The organism is Lysobacter sp. ISL-50 (assembly GCF_018612875.1).
Taxonomy (GTDB): Bacteria; Pseudomonadota; Gammaproteobacteria; order Xanthomonadales; family Xanthomonadaceae; genus Lysobacter.
Genome location: NZ_JAGGRI010000010.1, coordinates 131,257 through 152,797 on the forward strand (window position 1 = coordinate 131,257; position 21,541 = coordinate 152,797).

Below are 21,541 nucleotides of genomic sequence, written 5' to 3' on the forward strand. Positions count from 1 at the left end.
CGATGAACACCTGACCCTCGCCGGCTTCGTGGCCGCGTCCGTCACCTGCAGGAAGTACCGCATTGGCCGAAGCCGTCCGCCACGACAAGACCGCACGTCAGCTGCGCCTGCTTTCCGACGCGCTCGACAGCGGCCGTCTGGGTCCGGTGCGGCGGCTGGTCAACACGCTCTCTCCGGCCGAGATCGGCAACCTGCTGGAGTCCTTGCCTCCGGGCAAGCGCGTGATCGTGTGGGGCCTGGTCGATCCGGAAGACGACGGCGAGGTGCTGGTCCACGTCGGTGAAGAAGTGCGAGAGAGCCTGCTCGCGGACATGGACACGGACGAAATCGTCGCCGCGGTCGAAGACCTCGACATCGACGACTTGGCCGATCTGGTCGAAGACCTGCCCGATACCGTCATCGACGAAGTGCTCAAGTCGATGGATCGCGAGAACCGCGAACGGCTCGAGCAAGTGCTGTCGTATCCGGAAGACACCGCCGGCCGGTTGATGAATCCCGACGTGGTGACGGTGCGCGCCGACACCACCATCGACGTCGTCCTGCGCTACCTGCGCCTGCGCGGCGAGCTGCCGGAACACACCGATCATCTGTACGTGGTCAGCCGCCGCCATCAATACCTGGGCCGCATCGCCCTGGCCGCGCTGCTCACGCACGAACCCGGCACCGCGATCAACAAACTGATCGACGACGAACAACCGGCCATCGACGTCGGCGAAACCGCCGGCGAAGTCGCGCGCCAGTTCTCCGACCACGACTGGATCAGCGCCCCGGTCGTGGACGACAACAACATCCTGCTCGGCCGCATCACCATCGACGACGTGGTCGATATCATCCGCGAAGAGGCCGAGCATCAGGCCTTGAGCGCGGCCGGCCTGGACGAGGACGAAGACTTGTTCAGCCCGGTGCGGCGCGCGTTCCGGCGCCGGCTGATCTGGCTCAGCGTCAACCTGTGCACGGCGTTCCTGGCCGCCAGCGTGGTCGGCCAGTTCGAAGACAGCATCGCCAAACTGGTCGCGCTGGCCGCGCTGATGCCGATCGTCGCCGGCATGGGCGGCAACGCCGGCACCCAGGTGCTGGCGTTGATGATCCGCGGCCTGGCCCTGGGCCAGATCGGCGCCTCCAACGTCGCCGTGCTGCTGCGCAAGGAATTGTCGGTCGCGCTGATCAACGGCCTCGTGCTCGGCGTCGGCCTGGGCGTGATCGTGCTGATCTGGTTCCGCCAACCCGGGCTGTCGCTGGTGATCGGCGCCGCGCTCACCATCAACCTGCTGACCGCCGCCGCCGGCGGTGTGCTGGTGCCGGTCACGCTCAAGCGGCTGGGCTTCGACCCGGCCCTGGCCGGCGGCGTGGTCCTGACCACGCTGACCGATGTGATGGGGTTCCTCAGCTTCCTCGGTTTGGCGACGCTGATTTTGATTCACTGAAGACGGCGCAGCACCGATGCTTCGGTGCAGTTCCAATTCAACATCGATGCGCTGCCGCGCCAGCGCCTTGCCGAATCGGGCTGATCGGCCCGATCGGCGCGATCCGTGACGAATCTGCCCGCCGCCAGCCGATTGCGCGGCGCGCGCGCTTGAATCGGGCACCGCAAGCGGCCGATGATGCCGGTAGCCCGCCCCGGAGACGCCGATGCCCGGTAGCCGCACGTTCCGCCTCGCCGTCGCGCTGTTGCTGACGGGCGTGATCGCATCGATCGCCGCCTGCCGCAGCGTTCCCGCCCCTCGCGCCGACTCCAACGATTCAGGCGCTGCCTCCGACGCCTCGACCATGATCGACTCGCGCAAGCACGGCCGCTTCCTCGAACGCGAGCTGCGGCTCGACGACGGCGTGCTGTATCGCTATCAGGTGTTCGTGCCCTCGCGCAAAGCCGGCGGCGAGCATCCGCCGCTGATGCTGTTCCTGCACGGCTCGGGCGAACGCGGCAGCGACAATCGCAAGCAGGTCGAGGTGGGGCTTGGGCCGGTGATTCGCGAACGCATCGACGAGTTTCCGGCGATCGTGGTGTTTCCGCAGATGCATGCCGGTCAAGCCGAACCGTATCGCTTCACTCATACCGCGCTGGCGATGCTCGATCGCAGCCAGGACGAATTCGGCGCCGATCCCAAGCGCGTGCTGTTGACCGGTCTGTCGATGGGCGGCTACGGGAGTTACGAGTTGGCATTGATGCAGCCCGATCGTTTCGCCGCGGTGGTGCCGATTTGCGGCGGCTACGATCCGCCGCGGGCGAAGGATCATGAGCGGATCGAAGCGCTCGGCGGCGCGCTGACCTTGGATGAAGCCGCGCGCAAGATGGCGCATGTTCCGTTCTGGATTTTCCACGGCGCGCTGGACGACTCGGTGCCGCCGCAGAAGTCGCGCGAGATGAATGCGGCTCTGAAGCGCGCTGGGGCGGATGTGCGCTATACCGAGTTTCCGCGGGCCGATCACAACTCCTGGGATTCGGCTTATGCGACCAAGGAGTTGTGGCCTTGGTTGTTTGCGCAGCATCGGTGATGGGGCGCTGGGGGCTGGCCTAAGAGCGAATCCCCCTTAATCCCCCTTTTTCAAAGGGGGAAACAGTGGCGCGGGGCGGTGGTCGTGCGTCGGCAAGGCGAAGAGGTCGCCCGCCAAGTCCCGACGCACGTCCCGAAGGATTTCCCCCTTTGAAAAAGGGGGATCAAGGGGGATTTGCTTTTACCAGCGCCCCTCAAGCCTTCTTCAAAAACTCCGTCCGCAACACCAGCCCCTTGACCTTATCGACATTGCACTCGATCTCGTCCTCCTCATCGGTCAGGCGAATGTTCTTGCACAGCGTGCCGCGCTTGAGCGTCACCGACGTGCCCTTCACCTTCAGGTCCTTGATGAGCAAAACCGAGTCGCCGTCGGCGAGCACGGTGCCGTTGCTGTCTTTTACGATCATGTCGAGTGATTCCGAATAAACCAAACCAGATCGGCCGCACAACGGCGCGGCCGGAAGAAAAATACAGCCGCGCGATCAGCCCTTGAGCAGCATCTCCAGCACCGCCATGCGCGTGGCGACGCCGTTGGCGACCTGGGTCAGGATCAGCGATTGCGGGCCGTCGGCGACTTCGTCCGTGATTTCCACGCCACGATTCATCGGGCCGGGATGCATCACCACCGCGTCGGCGGCGGCGCGCTTGAGCCGCGAAGCGGTCAGGCCGTAGTCGCGGTGATAATCGTCCAGCGACGCCACCAGTCCTTCTTCCATGCGTTCGCGCTGCAGGCGCAGCATCATCACCGCATCCACGCCGTCGAGCGCGGCGTCGAAATCCTGCGTCGCCACGCAACCGTCCAACGTGCCGTCGTCGGGCAGCAGCGAGGCCGGGCCGCATACGCGGATCTCGCCCATGCCGAGCGCGCGCAAGGCCTGCAGGTCCGAGCGCGCGACGCGCGAGTGCTTGACGTCGCCGATCATCGCCACGCGCAAACGCGAGAAGTCCGTGCCCTTGGCCTGGCGCAGCGTCAGCATGTCGAGCAGGCCCTGCGTGGGATGCGCGCTGCGGCCGTCGCCGGCATTGACCAGACAGGTGCCGGCGCGCGCCTGCGCCGCCAGTGCCGCGACCGCGCCGTCTTCGCGATGGCGGATCACGAAGCCGCGCACGCCCATCGCTTCGATGTTCTTCAGAGTATCCAGCGCGGTCTCGCCCTTGCTGGTCGATGAAGTCGAGGCGTCGAAATTCAACACATGCGCGCCGAGCTGCTGCGCGGCCAACTGAAAGCTCAGGCGGGTGCGCGTGGACGGCTCGAAAAACAAGGTACACACCGCGATGCCGGCCAGCGCGCGGCTGTCGTAATGGCCCTCGGCGAAAGCCTGGGCGCGGATCAGCAAGGCGTCGAGCGATTCGCGCGAGGCATCGCGCAAGCTCAGCAGGTGACGCGAACCGCCGTCGGCGGAAACGTAGGTAGTCATGATGTGCGGTGCTTCAAGGATGCGAAATGTGTTCGATGTCGGTGGCGTCGTCGGGCGCGGCGAGCCAGCGCTCGACGATCACCGCCGCGGCCACCGCGTCCAGGGCCTCGGCGTCGCGGCGGCGTTTGCGCCCTTCGGCGCGATCGGCGGCGAAACGATGCGCGGCTTCGATCGAGCTGGAACGCTCATCGACCAGCACCACCGGTAATTTGTAGCGCGCGCGCAGCTGGCGGGCGAAGGCGTGCGCGCGCAGGCGCGCGGGCTGGTCGCCGCCTTCCAGGGTCATCGGGTCGCCGACGATCAGGCCGTCCGGACGCCATTCTTTATAGACGCGGTCGATCGCGTTCCAGTCCGGGCCGGCGCCGTGCACATCGATCACCGCCAGCGCACGGGCCCCATGGCCGAAGGCGCTGCCGACGGCGACGCCGATCCGGCGCGCGCCGACATCGAATCCGAGGACGGTACCGTCGCGTCGGATTGCGTCGGAGGCGCCGATGCTCATGCGTGTCCGGCGTAATCGGCCAGGTGGGCGAAATCCACCCCGATGCGTCCGGCCGCGGCCTGCCAGCGCACGTCCAGCGGCAGTTCGAACAGCAGTTCGGCATCGGCCGGCGCGGTCAGCCAGTCGTTTTCGGTGATCTCATGTTCGAGCTGCCCCGAACCCCAGCCGGCGCAGCCCAGCGCGACGATCGCGTTGTCCGGGCCTTCGCCCTTGGCCATGGCTTCGAGAATGTCGCGCGAGGTGGTCAGGTACAGGTCCGAGCCGATCACCAGGGTGGAATCCCAGCGGGTGCCGCCGTCGTGCAGCACGAAGCCGCGCTCGGGATGGACCGGGCCGCCGGCCAATACGATCTGGGCGCGCAGAGATTCATCGCCGCCGTCCACGCCCATCTGGCCGAAGACCTCGCCCAGGGTGTACTCGGACGGGCGATTGACCACGATGCCCATCGCGCCGTCGTCGTCGTGCTGGCAAATCAGCGCGACGCTGCGGGAAAAATTGGTCTCGGCCAGCGCGGGAAGCGCGATCAGGACCTGGCTGGCGAGGGGCGTGGGCATCACGGGCATGAGGCCATTCTAGCGTGCCGGGCGCGGCTGCGGGACGTGAAAACGCGCAGGGCGCCGCAGGTTCGGGGACAGCGCGGGGCGCGGCGATACGGTGAATCGGGCCTGTCCCGGCCAGGTTTTCTTGTGGGAAGGGCTTCTGTAGGAGGGGCTTTTTGTGGGAGGGGCTTTTTGTGGGAGGGGCTTTTTGTGGGAGGGGCTTTTTGTGGGAGGGGCTTTTTGTGGGAGGGGCTTCAGCCCCGATGCTTTTCGCTCAGATCGCGAGCATCTGTGTAGGGAGCGGCGATCGGAGCGAAAAGCATCGGGGCTGAAGCCCCTCCCACAGAAGCCTCTCCCACAAATGCGATATTGGAAGACTTCCGGCATTCGCGCCGCGCCCTGGATTCCCGCCCCCACGCCACCCACAATCGACCCGACCGCCCCCCCTACGAGGACCGCATGTCCGGTTACTGCGACATCGCCCCCAACCACCCCATCCATGGCCAATACCACGACCGCGAATATGGCTTCCCGCAGCGCGACGAATCCGATCTGTTCGAACGCCTGATCCTGGAAATCAACCAGGCCGGCCTGAGCTGGGAAACCATCCTGCGCAAGCGCGAAGGCTTCCGCCGCGCCTACAGCGGCTTCGACGTCGACACGGTCGCCGGCTATGGCGAAGCCGATCGCCTGCGCCTGCTCGAAGACGCCGGCATCATCCGCAACCGGCTCAAGGTCGATGCGGCGATCCACAACGCTCAGGTGATCCAGCAACTGCGCGGCAGCCACGGCGGCTTCGCGCAATGGCTCGACGCGCATCAACTGCTGGACGGCAAGCCGCGCGACAAGACCGGTTGGATCAAACTGTTCAAGCAGACCTTCCGCTTCACCGGCGGCGAGATCACGAACGAATTCCTGATGAGCCTGAGCTATCTGCCCGGCGCGCATCGCGAAAGTTGCCCGGCGTACCAGCGCATCGACAAACTCAAGCCGTACTGGCGCCGCGCGCAGGCCCTGGCGAAGAGCGCGCCGAAACCGTCCGGCGCGAGCGGCGCAGCCAAGCCCGCGCCGGTCAAGGCCGCCAAGGCGCCGGCGCGGACGGCGGCGAGCAAGACCGCCACGGCCAAGAACAAAGCCGTGGCGAAAAAAACCGTTCGCGGCAAACGCGGTTGATCGCACGCGGCGGCTGATCCGCGATCCAGCCGCCGCGCCGCCGCAACCGCTTCATACCGCCCTCACCCAAGCCCACTAACTTGCGCGGCGTCATCCCGCGAACCCGCGGCCGCGCACCGCGCCGCTACGATCGCAGGCCATCGCAAAGGAACCGCATGTCCACCTCGCCCACCGCCGCCGTCACGCTCTCGCGCGCGACCAAGTCCTTCATCGTCCTGATCGCGCTGCTGCAGGGATTGGCGCTGTATCTGATCCGGATCGGCGCGCGCTCGGACTCCGGTTTCGACATCTACTGGTACGTGATGGCCTTGTCGGTGCCGACGCTGATGCTGTTGTCGGTGCAGCGCCTGGACGATCGCCGCTTCTGGACCAACGCGCTCGGCGTGGCGGCGATCTATCTGCTGCTGGCGCTGTGGGCCGGCTGGAGCGCGACCGGCGCCCCCGACATCAAGGCCGGCGCGGTGCTGTGGCCGTTCGGCGCGACGCTGGCGATCGCCTTGTTCATCGCCCTGCCCTATCTGCAATGCCGGCTCGACCTCGGCCGCTGGCGCGCGCCGTACAGCGCCTTGTTCGAACACGGCTGGCAGAACGCGCTGACCTTGCTGCTCACCGCGGTGTTCGTCGGCATCTGCTGGGGCGTGCTGGGCTTGTGCGCGGTGCTGTTCAAACTGATCGGCATTCAATTCTTCAGCGATCTGTTCACCACCCGCAGCTTCGCCCATCTGGCCACCGGCGTCATGATCGGCCTGGGCGTGCTGGTCGGGCGCACCCAACAGCGGCCGGTGCAGGTGGCGCGGCAGATTCTGTTCGCGATCTTCAAGGGACTGTTGCCGCTGGTGTCGCTGATCGCGCTGTTGTTCGTGATCAGCCTGCCGTTCACCGGCCTGGACGCGCTGTGGAGCACGCGCTCGGCGACCCTGATCCTGATGAGCCTGATCGCGGTGATGGTGTTGTTCGTCAACGCGGTCTATCAGGACGGCGACGACGCGCCGCCGTACCCGCGCTGGCTGCGCCACGTGGTCGATGCGGCGCTGCTGATCCTGCCGATCTACGCCGGCCTGGGCCTGTACGCGCTGAGTCTGCGCATCGGCCAATACGGCTGGACCGCGGAACGTTTCTGGGCCGTGCTCGCCTCGGTCGTGCTCAGCGCCTACGCCGTGGGCTACGCGGTGGCGGCGCTGCGTCCGCGCGCCGGATGGCTGCACGATCTCAAGCGCGTCAACGTCGGCGTGTCGCTGGTGATCCTGGCGCTGACGGTCGCGGCCAACTCGTGGCTGCTCGATCCGCACCGCTTGAGCGTCAACGATCAACTCGCGCGCCTGCGCGACGGCCGCAGCGAGCGCGAGCGTTTCGACCTGAGCCATCTGCGCTTCGACAGCGGCCGCCGCGGCTATCTGGCGCTGCAGGCGCTGGCCGGCGACAGCAAACTGTTCGACGCCAAGGAGCGCGCGCAGATCCAGCGCCTGCTGACGATGAAGAACAGCTGGGAATATCGCCAGGACGACAAACGCGATCAGCAGGCGCGCACCGCTGCCGAAGCGCTGCGCCATATCAAGCCCGCCGCCGGCGTCGCCGCGCCCGATCCGCTGTGGCTGCAAGCGCTGGTCAGCGACAAGCTGCCGACGCCCGACTGCCTCAACGCCGATTCCGAATGCGTGCTGATGGCGCCGGACCTGGACAGCGACGGCCAGGCCGACTACCTGCTGTGCAACGCCAAGCAATGGGGCCCGGTCTGCTTCGTCTACGCGCGCGAGCAAGGCGTGTGGCGCAAGATCGGCCGCAACAGCAGCAGCTATCTCAACACCGAAGCCAACGCAGTCGCGCCGGCGATGCGCGCCAATCAACTGCGCGTGGTGCCTCGCCGCTGGGCGGATTTCCAGCTCGGCGACACGGGTCCGACGATGCAGTTGGAAATCGAACCGGCGCCCAGGAGCGATTGCGGACGTCCGCGCTGCGACTGATGAGGCGATCGTCGTTGCCGGCGAAGACGCGATAACGCCGGCGGCCTGCGCCGGCGTTTCGTGCGACTACAGCAGCAGACGCACCTCTCGCCGCGGCGCGTCTTCGGGCGCGGCGCCGGTGGTCCAGAACGTCTCGACCCAAGGCCGCACCAGATCGAGTTGAGTCGAAGCGCTCCGCACCTGCGGAAAACGCCGCAGATTATCGGCCTGCAAGGCCAGCATGCGCGCGTCCTGATCGTTGACGCGCTTGAGCAGCGGCCACACCAGCGCGTGCACCAGCCACGCCGGCGCCCAGCGGTTCTCGACATGCAAGGTCGCGAACACCGCCGTGCGTTCGGCGCTGATCGGGGTGAAATGCAGACTGATGCGGACGATGCCGCCGTTGAGGTAGCGGTATTCGATCTGCGCGCTGCTGGGAGCCTCGAACAAGGCCCGCTCGCTTTCGCGCGGCGATTCGAACAGGCGGTAGAGCAGGCCCGACTGTTGCGACTGGCCGCGGTACGACACGCTGAAGCCGGCATCGGTCGGTTCGAAATGCGCCGTCATGGCCTCGCGCGCCCCGCCGCGCCGCACCAGCCCCGGGTGAATCCAGTGCGTGTGCATCGGATCGAGGAAATTCTCTATCGCATCGATCACATGCGCACACCACTGCGTTTGCCAGACGAAACGCCGCGACCCGGCGGGATTGCGCCGCACCATGGCCGGCAGTTCGCCTTCATCGCATCCATCCAATCGCAGCCAGATCAAGCCATCGTGCTCGCGCACCGCGACCGCGCGCACCCGCACCTGCGGCAAGGCGCATTCCGGCGGCATGCCGGGAATCGCGCACAAACGGCCTTGCGAATCGAAGCGCCAGCCGTGATACGGACAGGTGATGCCGCCGCCGGCGGCGACGCCGGCCGACAACGGCGCATGCCGATGCGGACAGCGATCCTCCAACGCGAAGGCGTGACCGCTTTCATCGCGGACCAGCGCCACCGGCCGATCGAGCACCGTCACCGCGACCGGCGCGCGCTTGAGCCGGTTCGCGCACAAGGCCGGGAACCAGCGCGCGTAGTGCGACGGATGCCAGTCGCTCATGCCGGCCCACCGGCTTGCGCGATGCCGGGCCGCATCGGGATGTCCAGCGCTCGATGGAAGGCAAGTGGCGGCGTCATAGCTCGAATCTTCGCATGAGCGGCACCCCGAGCCGGCGGGTCAGCGCCGACAGCCACGCCAATGCCTGTCGGGTCCTGGCCGGCAGATGGCGCGCATAGACCGCGCTGTACTCGATGCTGGGCTGCCCGCCGCGCAAGCGCTTGAACCCGGCCGCGCCGGCGCTGAAGTTGATGTCGCAGCCATCGCGGATCGCGTGTTCGAACGTCATCGCGGTCAACAGCCGATACAGGCCCATACGCTGCGGCAGCGCCGTGTCGTAACCGACGATCGGCGTGGTCAGCGTCCGCCCCTGGCGGAACTGCCCCGCGATGCAGATCAACTGGCCGCCTTCGTCGCGGAAGCCGTCGAACTGCAGCAACCCGGCGCGGTGCCATCGGCGCATGAACTCGGCGGTGTAGTGCGGATTGCAGCGCGAATACTTGCCGATATAGAGCCGCTCGTACAACCACGCGATGCGCGCGTAATCGTCTTCGCCGATATCGGCGTCGCTGGCCCGACGCGGTTGCGTCGCCGCCAGCTTGAGATCGACCTTGAGGTTATGCCGCTGCCGCGCAAGCGCAGCCACGTCGCGGAACAGATACACCTGACGGCTCGGAATCAGCACGAAGCCCAGACGCTCACATTCGGCCAACCAATCGCGATGATCGACTTCGTTGAGCGAGCGCAACCAGATCGCGTGGCCCGGCCAGCGCTGCAAGGCCTCGTCGAGCAATTGCGGAACCGACACCAGCGAATGCGACGGATACAGATTGGTCGATAGCCACCAGTTGTTGATCGCGACAGCGCGATCGATCCGCGCCGCGCGCAGGCCGGCATCGACGCCGCGACCGGCGACGCTCAGCAGCGGCGCCGCGATCTTTGGCGCATAACGTTCGGCCTCTTCGATCGCGTAGCGGCCGTAGGTCGTTCGCGGTGAGCAGATCCAGGCGTTGTCCGGCTCGTCGTCGTTGATCGTGACCGGAAACAGCGCCTCGCCGCTGCCGATGCGATCCACCCGGGTGCGCAGGTTGGACACCAAGTCCTGCACCGCGACTTGCGCATGCACCTGCAGGAACGCCAGCGCCCGCGCGTTGAAGTCGTCGATATCGTGCGCGGGCGCCGGGCTCATAGATCCGGCAGATCCTCGCCGTCCCACTCGATATCCCGCGTCGCCGCTTCGCGCAGGCTGCAGCCGCGCGAGAGCGCGATTCCTGCGAAAGCGGCGATATCCACCAGCCCGCCAAGCGGCGGCAGGCGATCGCCGGGCAACGACAGGACATCGTCCGCGCGCCGATAGTCGTGCAACCACTGTTTCACGCCGCCATGCTTGACTGCCTGCGCGAGCCCGGCGCTGAGCATCACACCCGCCAACATCTTCGGCCGCGGCGCACGCGGCTCGATGCATGCCATGTCTTCGCCCATCAACGCCGCCGGCAGTCCATCGCCGGGCGCGAACAGGTGCACGCCGCTGATCGCGCGCGGATTGCATTCCAGCACCGTCGCCGTGCCGTCGTCGCCGATGATCCAGTCGAAGGAAATCTGCCCGGTGAAATCGATCTTGCGCACGAAGCGCTCAACGAAGTCGCGGATCGCCGCGTTCGGCGCCGGTTCGAAATAGAAACTGGAACTGCGATTGATCCGATACGCCGGCCGATACATCGAATGCGCGAGCAGCCGGCCGCGATCGGCGATGCTGTACGAACACAACTCGGTGCCGGCGTGGAAGCGCTGCGCGACCCAGGTCTGAGCGAGCCCCAACGGCGGCGCATCCTCCGGCATGCCGTGCGGATACAGGCGCACATGCACGCCGAAGCGCGAGTATTCCGGCTTCAGCACCAGCGGCCGCCCATCGGCCCAGTTGCGTGCTTCGTGCAGATTCGCGACCGCCAGACTGTCCGGCACGTTGGCGCCGCAGCCCTGCGCCAACTCGAGGAAACGCCGTTTACTGTGCAGCGCCCTGAGCTTGTCGAAATCGTCCACGAGCACGCGCAAGGACTGCGGCAACGCGCTGCGATAACGCGAAAGCGCGAAGACCTCCTCGCAGGTGGGCACCAGCAGGTCGATGCGCTCGTCCGAGACGATGCGCGCGAGTGTGGCGACGAACGCGGCCGGTTGCGAACGCGGCGGCGGCAAGCGATGCGCGCGCGTCACCGAACGCGACCACGCGCTCAGGCGGCAAGACACGCTGTCGGCGACGTGAGCGGTCCAGGCCGCGCGATGGAAGTGTCGCGCCAACTCCAAGGCGGCGGGGGCTCTGGGGCCCAGTATGAGTACCTTGGCCATGTGTCATTGCGGTCCGGCGCTTCACCGTCCGTCAGCCCTCCCTTTGCTTGCGTTTCGTTGTCTGGGCGCGCCCAAAAGCCGGGATCGAGAATGAAAGATGCCACATCAAATGCATACGGCATCTTATTACACATCTAATTCGCATATTTTTCATGTATTTCGTGCAAAACCGCTCTGCTCCACATCGCGCTACATGTCCTGAATGATTCGCTCATGTTCTACTTGGATTGGAGGGACAGTCTCTGCGCCGCCCCGGCCCCGCCAAACGACGAAGTCCCGGTGCGCGGCTCTTTACAAGGACATCTCAAGGACGGTTAGTCATGAACGACACAGTACGCCTGCGCACCATTAATCTTGCCGCACTCGCTTCCGCAACCGGCGACGATGGTAGCGTTGATCTCAATCGCTTCACGGCGCGGCGCCTCATCCTCAACAACACCAACGTTGGCGGTGTCGATACCAAAGCGCTCGTCGCCGAAATCGCGGCGTCCGATGCCTACAAACAGACGCCGACCGGGCCGAAGATCGAAGCGTTGCTCGAGAACATCAAATCTCAGCTCTCGGTCGCCGAACGCGTGCGCTTCGCCCAGGACATCGATCAGGCCAACATTAACGAGTCGTGGCTCAAGCGTAACTTCGAGAAGTACGTTTTCGAACCGGCGACCGCCGGATACATCTATGTCGATAGCGCCACCCAAAAAGCTGCAACGAGCGCCGACCAGTACGCCAGCGACGCGCTGCGTGACGCTAGGCAATGGGGTCAACAAGTCGCATCCGGAGCCAACACCAGCGCACCAAAATGGGTCGGAGAGATCGTCAAAGACGCCGCCGGCGACGCCCAGGAAACCTACGGCATCATCAAGGGCGCCGCGCAAGGCGGCATGGATGCGATCAGCGGCACGTATGACCTCGGAAAGTTCGCGATCAAGTTCGGAACCGATGAGAACTTCCGCAACCTCGTCATCGCGACAGCCGCGCATTACACGGCAAAAGTCGTCGATGACCCCAGCCGCCTGACCGAAGACGTCAAGAAGGGCGTCACCAAGGCCTGGGATGATTGGAACGCGGGCCTTGAGAAAGCGAAAGCCGAAGGAAAAGAGCGCGAATACCTAGGTAAGGCCGAGGGCCAGATCGGCTTCGAGATTGCGACCGCTCTGATTCCGCCCGCCGCGCTCGCAAAGGTCGCCAAGATAGGCAAGCTGACCGATGCCGTCGCTGACGCGGTGCCAGGCGGCCCCGCTGCCCAAAAAGCTTCGAGAGAGCTTGCAGACGAATTCGGCGAAACCGTCAGAGAGCTTGCCGCGGACCGCGGGAAGTTCCAAAAAACAGCCGACGATCTCTTCAACGCGCACGTCAATCAGGCTCGCTCGCAAGGAAACCTCGAGGCTCTCGTCACCGCAGCCAAAAGGGACGGGCATATCGGCGCCCTGCTCGACAGCGGCGCGCTGACACCCAAGGAACTGAATTATCTGGCCCGGCAGGATCACCAGATGTTCGGCGGCGACGAAGGATTCAACAGGGCCCTGGAGGCTTGGTCGAAACGTCAGGGCAAGGAGATAACGAATAAGGATGTCGGTGATATCGCCGAGGCCGCTGTCGCCTACAAGGTGGCGAAGACCGGCGACTACGGCAGCCTCATGCCGATCCAGAATAAATCCGGGCATGGCAATGATCTCGTTGGTTTCAACAAGGACACAGGGAAATGGGAGCATATCGAGGTCAAGGGATCGCAGGTCGGCAAGCCGGCGACGCAAACGGGAGATCCGGAAGGTCTGGCGCTCGGGCGATTGCAAAAAGCGGTTGACGCAAAGAGCCACTGGAAGGAGCAAAATGTCTGGGACCCCGGCATGCAAGACGTCGCTCGACGCATTCTGGATGAGGCGGCTGGAAAAAATGGCAGAAAGCTCGACATAGATGGGCAATGGGCTCGCGTAAGCATTGAGCGCGATGCATCCGGAAAATTGAAGGTCAGCGATCCGGATATCCAGCCTTGGGTTAAACCGGTGCAGCAGAAAGGCGATCTCGGCGCGCCCCAGTCCACGCGGCATGCGTCTTTGGAAGCGAGCGAGGGAGATCGCCAGCCACCAGACTTGCGGGCCGATGTTCGCGTATCCGCTAATGATCAGGCAATGTTCGACAAACTGCGCCAAGCCGTGCCCCAACTCTCCGAAGACGCCGCTTGGCATGGCGTGCAGGAGTCCAAACGCAACGGCATCGAACGCGTGGATCAGATCGGAAGAACGGCAGTCGTCGGAGACAAACTATGGATCGAAGGAACGACGCCAGGCTATTGGGCTACGATCTCGACGTCGGACGGGGTTCCTGCGGCCTCTGAAACGAGGCAGAATCTAGCCGCTATCAATGAATCGCGCGAGCAGAAACTAGCTGCGATAGCGGCGCAAACGCCCCCGGATGATCCGGGTCGCGGTCCTCGAATATAGAAGCAATCTCCGCCATGGGTTCGTCATTCGAACACAGTGCATTTCCAGGGCAATCAATGATGAAGCCGCCTAAGTTTCATGCAAAGCAGAAGAAGATGTTCAAAGAGACGCACGAGTGGCTCTCACGATCTTCGGCGGAAGAGTACATTAGTAGCTCCATCGACATATTGACCAATTACATCAATTCGGACGCCATTTCCACGACAACAAACCCACTCATCCGGATAAGAAATGTAGCCGTGCACTATTCGGCTGCAGCCTGTGATGCTCTCGCGCGCGGAGACATCTCGCAACTTGCGGATTATTTCAGTTGGGGTATAACGTTCCGTAGCCTATGGTGCCGGGTCCACGGACCCGATTTTCTGTCTCGACCGACGCAGAGCATCTTAGTCAGGGAGTTCTTTGAAGGCATTTGCGCTGCCGGGCCGATTGTTTTGTCGCAATGGAAGATGGCCGAACAAGGCGCATACTTCTTTATCCAGGCCATCGAGCATGACGCCAGAGTCAACAGCCACTCCGCACGCCATATTAGTAACGGCACGACTGATGCTTTATTCGCTGCACTGTTTTCAGAAGCATTTCAATTGCCGACTACCTTCCGTCCAGTAGAACCGCTGATTTCCGAATACAGGCAATTACTCATGGTCCGTAACACAAGGGACGAGCCTGCCTTTCGCCAAGCAATGTTTGCCGCCGCGGAGTTTCATGTAAGCCGAAGCAAGTACGGTACAGACAAGAAGTCCTACGAGTTTGAGGATGATTTCGATCAGGTGTTTCCGATCGAATTGCTCGCGATCCAGTCGCTGCGTCGCCGCGACAGACTCCCGGGCTTCGCGACCGGCCACCCCTTGGTCGATTCCGTGTGGCCGATCGTCCGCGACCTTCCCTTCGTCGAACACCCTCTCGCCGCCGCGCTCGAAAAGAAACTCCAGCAGGTGATGCCGGGTTTCGTCCCGGACTTGGCGGCTGCACGCGCGCGTGCCATCGCGCCGACGCCGGCGATGTCCGTTGCGCAGCCCCATGCTGCTCCCGATCCGGAAATGAAGCTCGCGGCCATTCGCGCTTACCTGGACGACGGCGGCGTGGACTACTTCTACGACACCTTGCAGAACAGCGCGACTTTGATGTGGGTCGATCATCGCGAGGACGATGCCGATATCGTACTGACCGCCGCGGAACATCTGGGCCTTGATGAGAAAACCCTCTCGGCCGACTGGACGTCGGAACCAGGCCTGAACATCGAGTACCGCGGCAAGATCACAGCAGTGCCCTACCCCAACGATTTCGCCGACCGCGACACCACGATCGTCACGCTCAACGAGATCATCAAGCCCGACTACGAGTTGCGCTGGGCGATCGCCAGCAATGGCAGCGACACTCTCGGCCTACTCCCCCTATCCCGGGCGCAGTGGGAAAGCCTGGAGGCGACCCACCCTCAACAGATCGCCGAGCTATTCCGCAAGATCGCTCCCGGAAGTGTCATGTTCGGGTAGGTCTGCGGCCGCCTTCCAACGCAAGCCAGAGCGGGAGAAAGAGGCGCTTCCTCTTTCCCCGCAGGCGCCATCGGATGTTTCCCCATCCTCCGCCGCTGCTGCGGCTACCGGGACCGCCGATGCGGGCGGACCGTGCCTCGCGTCCCGACGAAAAGCGCCCGGTGAGTGATCCCCTTCTCACGATCGCCCCGGTCAAATTAATGCGGCACCGCACACACCAACAAAAAAGCCCGGACATGCCGGGCTTTTTCTGTCTGAACGGACTGAAGACTTACCGAACCTCAGCCACCTCAACCCCATCCAACCCCTGCGACAAGGTCCGCGCATCGCCGTCCTGCGCCAGCTTGATGCGCAACCGCGCCTCGTTCTGCGAGTGGCATAACGTTAGCGCGTCCTTCGTAGCTGATCTCGCCGGCCCGATACGGCTCGAACATGGCCTGGTCGAAGGTCTTCATGCCGAGCTGCACGGAATCCTTCATCAGTTCCTTGAGCTTGTGGATCTCGCCGTCGCGGATGTAGTCCTGCGCCAGCGGGGTGCCGAGCAGGATCTCCATCGCCACGCGGCGGCCCTTGCCGTCGGAGGTCGGGATCAGCTGCTGAGCGACCACGCCCTAGCCGTCCAGCGACAAGTCCATCAGCAACGGGTTGCGGCGCTCTCCGAGGCAGCCATCGAGGCACTAGGGTCCGCCCCAGGTGTATTCATCCGGATCGGGTTGTTACGGTGCGATTGCTGAAAACGCTTTCATCCGGGGACCGCTAACCAAGGCCGCATCCAAGGATCAAGGAGCACTCTCATGGCAGACGCAAGTTCCGGCGTATCGGGCTCTTCGCAGAACTCCTCGCAGAATTCCGCCGCTTCCGCGCAGCAGAGCCAGGCCGCCGCCGAAACCACCGAAGCGCAGTTGGCCGGCGCCACTGCCGTCAACGCCCCCGCCACGCCCGCGATCGATACGGTCACAGCCGCCCCCGTAGACCTGAGCGTCTCGGTCAGCGCGCTCGCGCAGCTCAACACCATGACCGTAAGCACGCCGGCCCTGGACTTCTCGCTACCGGCGACACTGGGCGGCGTTCCGACCGCCACCTACGCCGACATCGCGCTGTCCGCGCCGCCGACGCCGGTCACGACGCCCGCCGTCGAAGAATTCAACGCCTTCTCGCCGACCTTCAGCATCGACGGCTTCAACGCCGCCGACATCGACAACACCGACATCGCCAATGTCGGCGTCAACCTCGGCGTGAGCTACACCGGCGACGTCAACGCCACCTTGAACGCGCGCATGGGCCTGACCTCTCCGCCGGGCGTGACCGTGAGCGGAAGCATCGGCTTCAACAACGGCTTCGACACCCTGGACCTAAGCGCCACCGCCGGCCCCTTCGGCACCGCCGCCGCCCCCAACTACGGCGCGACGGTCAAAGGCAGCCTGGACCTCGGCAACCTCAACGCCTTCGACTTCGCCGGCACCGCGAACTTCAACACCGCGCAGGGTTTTCAGAACGGCAACGTCAGCTTGGGGTTGACGCGCAACTTCTCCGAGAACCTCAGCGGCTACACGCGCGGCACTGTGGGATTTGATCGGGAAGGAGTGAATAGCGTGACCGGGGAGGTTGGGCTGAATTACAACGAGAACGGAACGAGCTTCAGCCTGACCGGGCGCGGCAGCGTCGACACGCGAACCGGGGATACGACCGGTTATGTCGGAGGACGGCTGGGAATCAAGTTCTGAACCGGTGAATCGAATTTCCGCTGAAGCCCCACGAAAAAGCCGACGGATCGTCGGCTTTTTCGTAAGCGATGGCCATAAACACTGATCAGAGGGCTTATTAAAACCCATCGATGACTCGATTCAGATTGCCCGATTCGTCATAGCTATAGAATTTTTCGTCTCCCATCCTGCTTGCGCAGCCTTTGTCGACTATGAAAACCCGCGTTGCAGCTACCGACCATCCATTCTGAGTCTTAGCCACGACGTAATCACACCCCACTGGAGATCCCGCGCAGAACGTTTTGGAATCAGCCGCTGCCTTCTTAACAATGGCTAAAGCATCGCGCTCTGACCCAGGTGGAGAGATTTGTCCGCCGCACTCAATCTTTGCCGATGAGCAGCCAGTGGCACCCCCAAGCAGCAGCAACGCGCATACATAGCACCATCGCCTACGTTTACTCATAGCCGGGAATCCTTGGGACATGTTCCATTACAAACAGCACTTTAACTTCGGACACTCTTCGCACCGATTTCAACTTAGCGGGCAAAGGCAGTGCCACGCGGACTTATTCCGGCCGAACCAAGTGCATTTTATTGAGATGATCTCTGTCAATCTCCACAAACCAAAGTCTGGGCATCTCTGAACGCGCTGTCGTTGCCTCGATCGGAACAACCATCCTCTCCTGACATACGGATACAGTACCGACCGTTATTGAGTCGATCTCACTCTCTACCGTTTTCATGAAGTAGGACTCGGCAGTTTTAGCCGCCATCTTCTCTGCTGCATTACTCGCCAACCTGCAATTCGGCAGAGCACGGGCCGACTCCAGCATTGAATCCGGCGACCGATTGCAACAAGCCAAGGAGGCTACAGAGAGCGGTATCGCTACAATCCACACGTATCGCATTTCCATCCCTTCAGATAGTAATCAGCTCCGTGTGCAGGCAGATTAGGCTGAATCACAGCGAAAACCACATTAGTGCCGGGTTACCGGACACGGCAGATGGGCGCGTTGGCGACGACTGGCCACATTAATGCCCCACCGCAAACCACACCAACAAAAAAGCCCGGACATGCCGGGCTTTTTCTGTCTGAACGCGCTGAAGATTTACCGCACCTCAGCCACCTCAACCCCATCCAACCCTTGCGACAAGGTCCGCGCATCGCCGCCCTGCGCGAGCTTGATGCGCAAGCGCACTTCGTTCTGCGAGTCGGCATATCGCAGCGCGTCTTCGTAGCTGATCTCGCCGGCCTGGTACAGCTCGAACAGGGCCTGGTCGAAGGTCTTCATGCCGAGCTGCACGGAGTCCTTCATCAGTTCCTTGAGCTTGTGGATCTCGCCGTCGCGGATGTAGTCCTGCGCCAGCGGGGTGCCGAGCAGGATTTCCATCGCCACGCGACGGCCCTTGCCGTCGGGGGTCGGGATCAGCTGCTGGGCGACCACGCCCTTGAGGTTCAGCGACAAGTCCATCAGCAACTGGTTGCGGCGCTCTTCGGGGAAGAAGTTGATCATGCGGTCCATCGCCTGGTTGGCGTTGTTGGCATGCAGGGTGCATAGCACCAGGTGGCCGGTTTCGGCGAAGGCGATGGCGTGGTCCATGCCTTCGCGGGTGCGGATTTCGCCGATCATGATCACGTCCGGCGCCTGGCGCAGGGTGTTCTTGAGCGCGGCTTCCCAGCTGTCGGTGTCGATGCCGACTTCGCGCTGGGTGATGATGCAGCCCTCGTGGCGATGGACGAATTCGATCGGGTCTTCGATGGTGATGATGTGGCCGGTCGAATTCAGGTTGCGGTAGCCGATCATCGCCGCCAGCGAGGTCGATTTACCGGTGCCCGTGGCGCCGACGAACAGGATGATGCCGCGCTTGGTCATCGCCAGCGTCTTGATGATCGGCGGCAGGTTCAGCTCTTCGACGGTCGGGATCTTGGTCTCGATCCGGCGCAGCACCATGCCGACCTGATTGCGCTGGTAGAAGCAGCTCACGCGGAAGCGGCCGATGCCGGTCACGCCGATGGCGAAGTTGCATTCGTGGGTCTTTTCGAACTCTTCGCGCTGCTGCGGGTTCATCACGTTGAGCACGAGATCGCGACTTTGTTGCGGCGTCAGCGGGTTCTGCGTGATCGGGCTGATCTTGCCGTGGACCTTCATCGACGGGGGCATGCCCGAGGTGATGAACAAGTCCGAGGCGCGCTGGTGCGCCATCAGCTTGAGGAAGGAAGTGAAGTCGATCGCACCGGAGGCGGTGGTCGGGTTGGTCGGGGCCGGGTTGTTCATGGGCTACCTCCTCGGGAGGTTTAAAGCGGCGATGTAGTAGCCGGGGGATGTGGTGCGCAAACGCGTTGCTGCGGCGGGAACGGACCAGCGGCGCGGACAGTCGCGCCGCCGGCGGTCGGTCATTCGAACAGTCGCTTGTCCTTGGCGTATTCGCGCGCCTGCGGACGCAGGATCATGCCGCGCTTGACCAGGTCCTGCAGATGCTGGTCCAGGGTCATCATGCCGTGGGCCTGACCGGTCTGGATCGACGAATACATCTGCGCGACCTTGTCTTCGCGGATCAGGTTACGGATGGCCGGGATGCCGACCATGATTTCCCAGGCCGCGGTACGGCCGCCGCCGACCTTCTTCAGCAGCGCCTGCGAGATCACCGCGCGCAACGACTCCGACAGCATCGAGCGCACCATCGGCTTTTCGCCGGAGGGGAACACATCGATGATTCGGTCCACGGTCTTGGCCGCCGAGGAGGTGTGCAGGGTGCCGAACACCAGGTGGCCGGTTTCCGCCGCGGTCAGCGCCAGGCGGATGGTTTCCAGGTCGCGCAACTCGCCGACCAGGATGTAGTCGGGGTCTTCGCGCAGGGCCGAGCGCAGGGCCTCGTTGAAGCCGTGCGTGTCGCGATGCACTTCGCGTTGGTTGATCAGGCACTTCTGCGAGGTGTGCACGAATTCGATCGGGTCTTCGACCGAGAGAATGTGCGCGTACTCGTTCTTGTTGATGTGATCGATCATCGCCGCGAGCGTGGTCGATTTGCCCGAGCCGGTCGGGCCGGTCACCAGGATCAGGCCCTGCGGCTGTTCGATGAGCTGGCGGAAGATCGGCGGGCAGCCCAGGTCTTCCAGCGACAGCACTTCGGACGGAATGGTACGGAACACGGCGCCGGCGCCGCGGTTCTGGTTGAAGGCGTTGACGCGGAAACGCGCCAGGCCGGGGATCTCGAATGAGAAGTCGACCTCGAGGAATTCTTCGAAGTCGCGCCGCTGCTTGTCCGACATGATGTCGTAGACCAGCGCGTGGACCTGCTTGTGGTCCAGGGCCGGGATGTTGATCCGGCGCACGTCGCCATCGACGCGGATCATCGGCGGCAGGCCCGCCGAAAGATGCAAGTCGGATGCTTTGTTCTTAACCGAGAACGCCAAAAGTTCGGCGATGTCCATGCGTGCTCCCCGCACTGCAGGGACCCGTAATCCGGGTCCGTGAAAAGCCAGCCACTAGGGCCCAGCCGCTTTGTGGTCAGATGCAACTCTAAGCTGGAACCAAACCACCCCCAAGAGGCAGTATAGCCCCCGGACGGCACGCCCGATCCAGCCCCCTCATCACAGGATTCCCCCACGTGCACGAGCACGTCTTGCACGACATCTTGCATCAGTTGCAGCGCGCGGCGCATGACGCCGGCAGGCCGGTTCCTCGATTGCTTGCGGTCAGTAAGACCCAAGATGAGACCTCGGTCGCGAATCTGGCTTTACAGGGTCAGACGGCGTTCGGCGAGAACTACGTCCAGGAGGCGGTGGCCAAGCACGCGGCGATGGCGTCCACGGCGGCGGCCGGGCGGGCACTGGAGTGGCATCTGATCGGTCATCTGCAATCCAACAAGGCCGCCGACGCGGCGGCGCTGTTCGACTGGGTGCAGACCGTGGACCGGCCCAAGCTGGCGGCAGCGCTGGCGCGGCATCGCGCGGCGCGGCCGGCGCTGGCGCCGTTGAACGTGCTGATCCAGGTCAATATCGACGATGAGGCCAGCAAGCACGGCTGCGCCCCCGCCGAGGTGCCGGCGCTGGCGGCGGCGATCGCGGCCGAGGCTTCGTTGCGGCTGCGCGGGGTGATGGTGATCCCGACGCCGCATGCCGACCCGGAGCTGCGGCGTCCTGCGTTCCGCGATGCCAAGGCGCTGTTCGATGCGCTGGCGGCGCGGTACGGGGTTGGGGTGGATACCTTGTCGATGGGGATGAGCGACGACTATCCGGTGGCTGTTAGCGAGGGGGCGACGATGGTGCGGATCGGGACGGCGTTGTTCGGGGCGCGGGGTAAAGCGGCTGGGGGCTGACGTTCGCCCCTTTTAGAATTCGCTCCCTTTGAAAAAGGGGGCTGGCGGCTGCGGCGGGTGGTGCTCTGCGTGGTGGCTG

The 21,541-nt window shown here is 64.0% G+C and carries 15 protein-coding genes and 3 pseudogenes; 8 read left to right on the plus strand and 10 right to left on the minus strand.

The features are described from left to right. The first annotated feature begins 62 nt into the window (after positions 1-62). Together mgtE and J7J50_RS07160 are read left to right on the plus strand one after the other, a co-directional pair. Positions 63-1,424 (plus strand): magnesium transporter, encoded by a 1,362-nt coding sequence (mgtE, locus tag J7J50_RS07155; RefSeq protein WP_215057996.1) that lies wholly within the window; start codon positions 63-65, stop codon positions 1,422-1,424. A gap of 205 nt (positions 1,425-1,629) precedes the next feature. Further along, positions 1,630-2,493, plus strand: a complete 864-nt coding sequence (locus tag J7J50_RS07160; protein ID WP_215057997.1) for a prolyl oligopeptidase family serine peptidase — start codon at positions 1,630-1,632, stop codon at positions 2,491-2,493. A gap of 193 nt (positions 2,494-2,686) precedes the next feature. Here J7J50_RS07160 and J7J50_RS07165 read toward each other — a convergent pair. The 4 genes and pseudogenes from J7J50_RS07165 to J7J50_RS07180 form a co-directional block, all read right to left on the minus strand. Then, positions 2,687-2,902 (minus strand): annotated as a pseudogene (locus tag J7J50_RS07165) (alkylphosphonate utilization protein); the annotation flags it as partial. Between the two features lie 72 nt (positions 2,903-2,974). Further along, positions 2,975-3,910: an aspartate carbamoyltransferase catalytic subunit gene (locus J7J50_RS07170; RefSeq protein WP_215057998.1), complete on the minus strand. Its 936-nt coding sequence runs from the start codon at positions 3,908-3,910 to the stop codon at positions 2,975-2,977. Between the two features lie 13 nt (positions 3,911-3,923). Beyond that, positions 3,924-4,412, minus strand: a complete 489-nt coding sequence (gene ruvX, locus J7J50_RS07175; protein WP_215057999.1) for a Holliday junction resolvase RuvX — start codon at positions 4,410-4,412, stop codon at positions 3,924-3,926. Next, positions 4,409-4,975, minus strand: coding sequence for a YqgE/AlgH family protein (locus J7J50_RS07180; protein WP_215058000.1), 567 nt, complete (start codon positions 4,973-4,975; stop codon positions 4,409-4,411). Before J7J50_RS07180 ends, ruvX begins: the two co-directional genes overlap by 4 nt. A 435-nt stretch (positions 4,976-5,410) precedes the next feature. On the opposite strand from J7J50_RS07180, the pseudogene J7J50_RS07185 reads away from it, so the two are divergent. Continuing rightward, positions 5,411-5,959, plus strand: a pseudogene (locus J7J50_RS07185) (DNA-3-methyladenine glycosylase I); the annotation flags it as partial. 320 nt (positions 5,960-6,279) lie between these two features. After that, positions 6,280-8,085 (plus strand): DUF4153 domain-containing protein, encoded by a 1,806-nt coding sequence (locus J7J50_RS07190; protein ID WP_215058002.1) that lies wholly within the window; start codon positions 6,280-6,282, stop codon positions 8,083-8,085. A gap of 66 nt (positions 8,086-8,151) precedes the next feature. Here the strand turns inward: J7J50_RS07190 and J7J50_RS07195 are convergent, their stop codons facing one another. The 3 genes from J7J50_RS07195 to J7J50_RS07205 form a co-directional block, all read right to left on the minus strand. Then, positions 8,152-9,165, minus strand: a complete 1,014-nt coding sequence (locus J7J50_RS07195) for an aromatic ring-hydroxylating dioxygenase subunit alpha (RefSeq protein ID WP_215058003.1) — start codon at positions 9,163-9,165, stop codon at positions 8,152-8,154. Between the two features lie 73 nt (positions 9,166-9,238). Continuing rightward, positions 9,239-10,351 carry a GNAT family N-acetyltransferase gene (locus J7J50_RS07200; RefSeq protein ID WP_215058004.1) on the minus strand — a complete coding sequence of 371 codons (1,113 nt, stop codon included), beginning with the start codon at positions 10,349-10,351 and terminating at the stop codon, positions 9,239-9,241. Then, a complete protein-coding gene (locus tag J7J50_RS07205) occupies positions 10,348-11,505 on the minus strand; it encodes an ATP-grasp domain-containing protein (protein WP_215058005.1) in 1,158 nt (385 codons plus the stop codon). Before J7J50_RS07205 ends, J7J50_RS07200 begins: the two co-directional genes overlap by 4 nt. A 320-nt stretch (positions 11,506-11,825) precedes the next feature. Between J7J50_RS07205 and J7J50_RS07210 the strand changes: the two genes are divergently transcribed. Continuing rightward, positions 11,826-13,946, plus strand: a complete 2,121-nt coding sequence (locus tag J7J50_RS07210; RefSeq protein ID WP_215058006.1) for a hypothetical protein — start codon at positions 11,826-11,828, stop codon at positions 13,944-13,946. Positions 13,947-13,960: 14 nt separating this feature from the next. Beyond that, on the plus strand, positions 13,961-15,439 hold the full coding sequence (locus J7J50_RS07215) for a hypothetical protein (RefSeq protein ID WP_215058007.1): 1,479 nt from the start codon (positions 13,961-13,963) through the stop codon (positions 15,437-15,439). A gap of 271 nt (positions 15,440-15,710) precedes the next feature. Here J7J50_RS07215 and J7J50_RS07220 read toward each other — a convergent pair. After that, positions 15,711-16,095: pseudogene (locus tag J7J50_RS07220) on the minus strand (type IV pili twitching motility protein PilT); the annotation flags it as partial. Positions 16,096-16,233: 138 nt separating this feature from the next. Here J7J50_RS07220 and J7J50_RS07225 point away from each other — a divergent pair. Next, a complete protein-coding gene (locus J7J50_RS07225) occupies positions 16,234-17,163 on the plus strand; it encodes a hypothetical protein (protein WP_215058008.1) in 930 nt (309 codons plus the stop codon). Positions 17,164-18,251: 1,088 nt separating this feature from the next. Here J7J50_RS07225 and J7J50_RS07230 read toward each other — a convergent pair. After that, positions 18,252-19,418 carry a PilT/PilU family type 4a pilus ATPase gene (locus tag J7J50_RS07230; RefSeq protein WP_215058009.1) on the minus strand — a complete coding sequence of 389 codons (1,167 nt, stop codon included), beginning with the start codon at positions 19,416-19,418 and terminating at the stop codon, positions 18,252-18,254. A gap of 119 nt (positions 19,419-19,537) precedes the next feature. After that, the gene (locus J7J50_RS07235; RefSeq protein ID WP_057941936.1) at positions 19,538-20,575 is read right to left on the minus strand and encodes a type IV pilus twitching motility protein PilT; all 1,038 of its coding nucleotides are present in this window, start codon (positions 20,573-20,575) and stop codon (positions 19,538-19,540) included. Positions 20,576-20,766: 191 nt separating this feature from the next. Here J7J50_RS07235 and J7J50_RS07240 point away from each other — a divergent pair, with 191 nt between their 5' ends. Beyond that, on the plus strand, positions 20,767-21,462 hold the full coding sequence (locus tag J7J50_RS07240) for a YggS family pyridoxal phosphate-dependent enzyme (protein ID WP_215058010.1): 696 nt from the start codon (positions 20,767-20,769) through the stop codon (positions 21,460-21,462). Positions 21,463-21,541 lie beyond the last annotated feature (79 nt).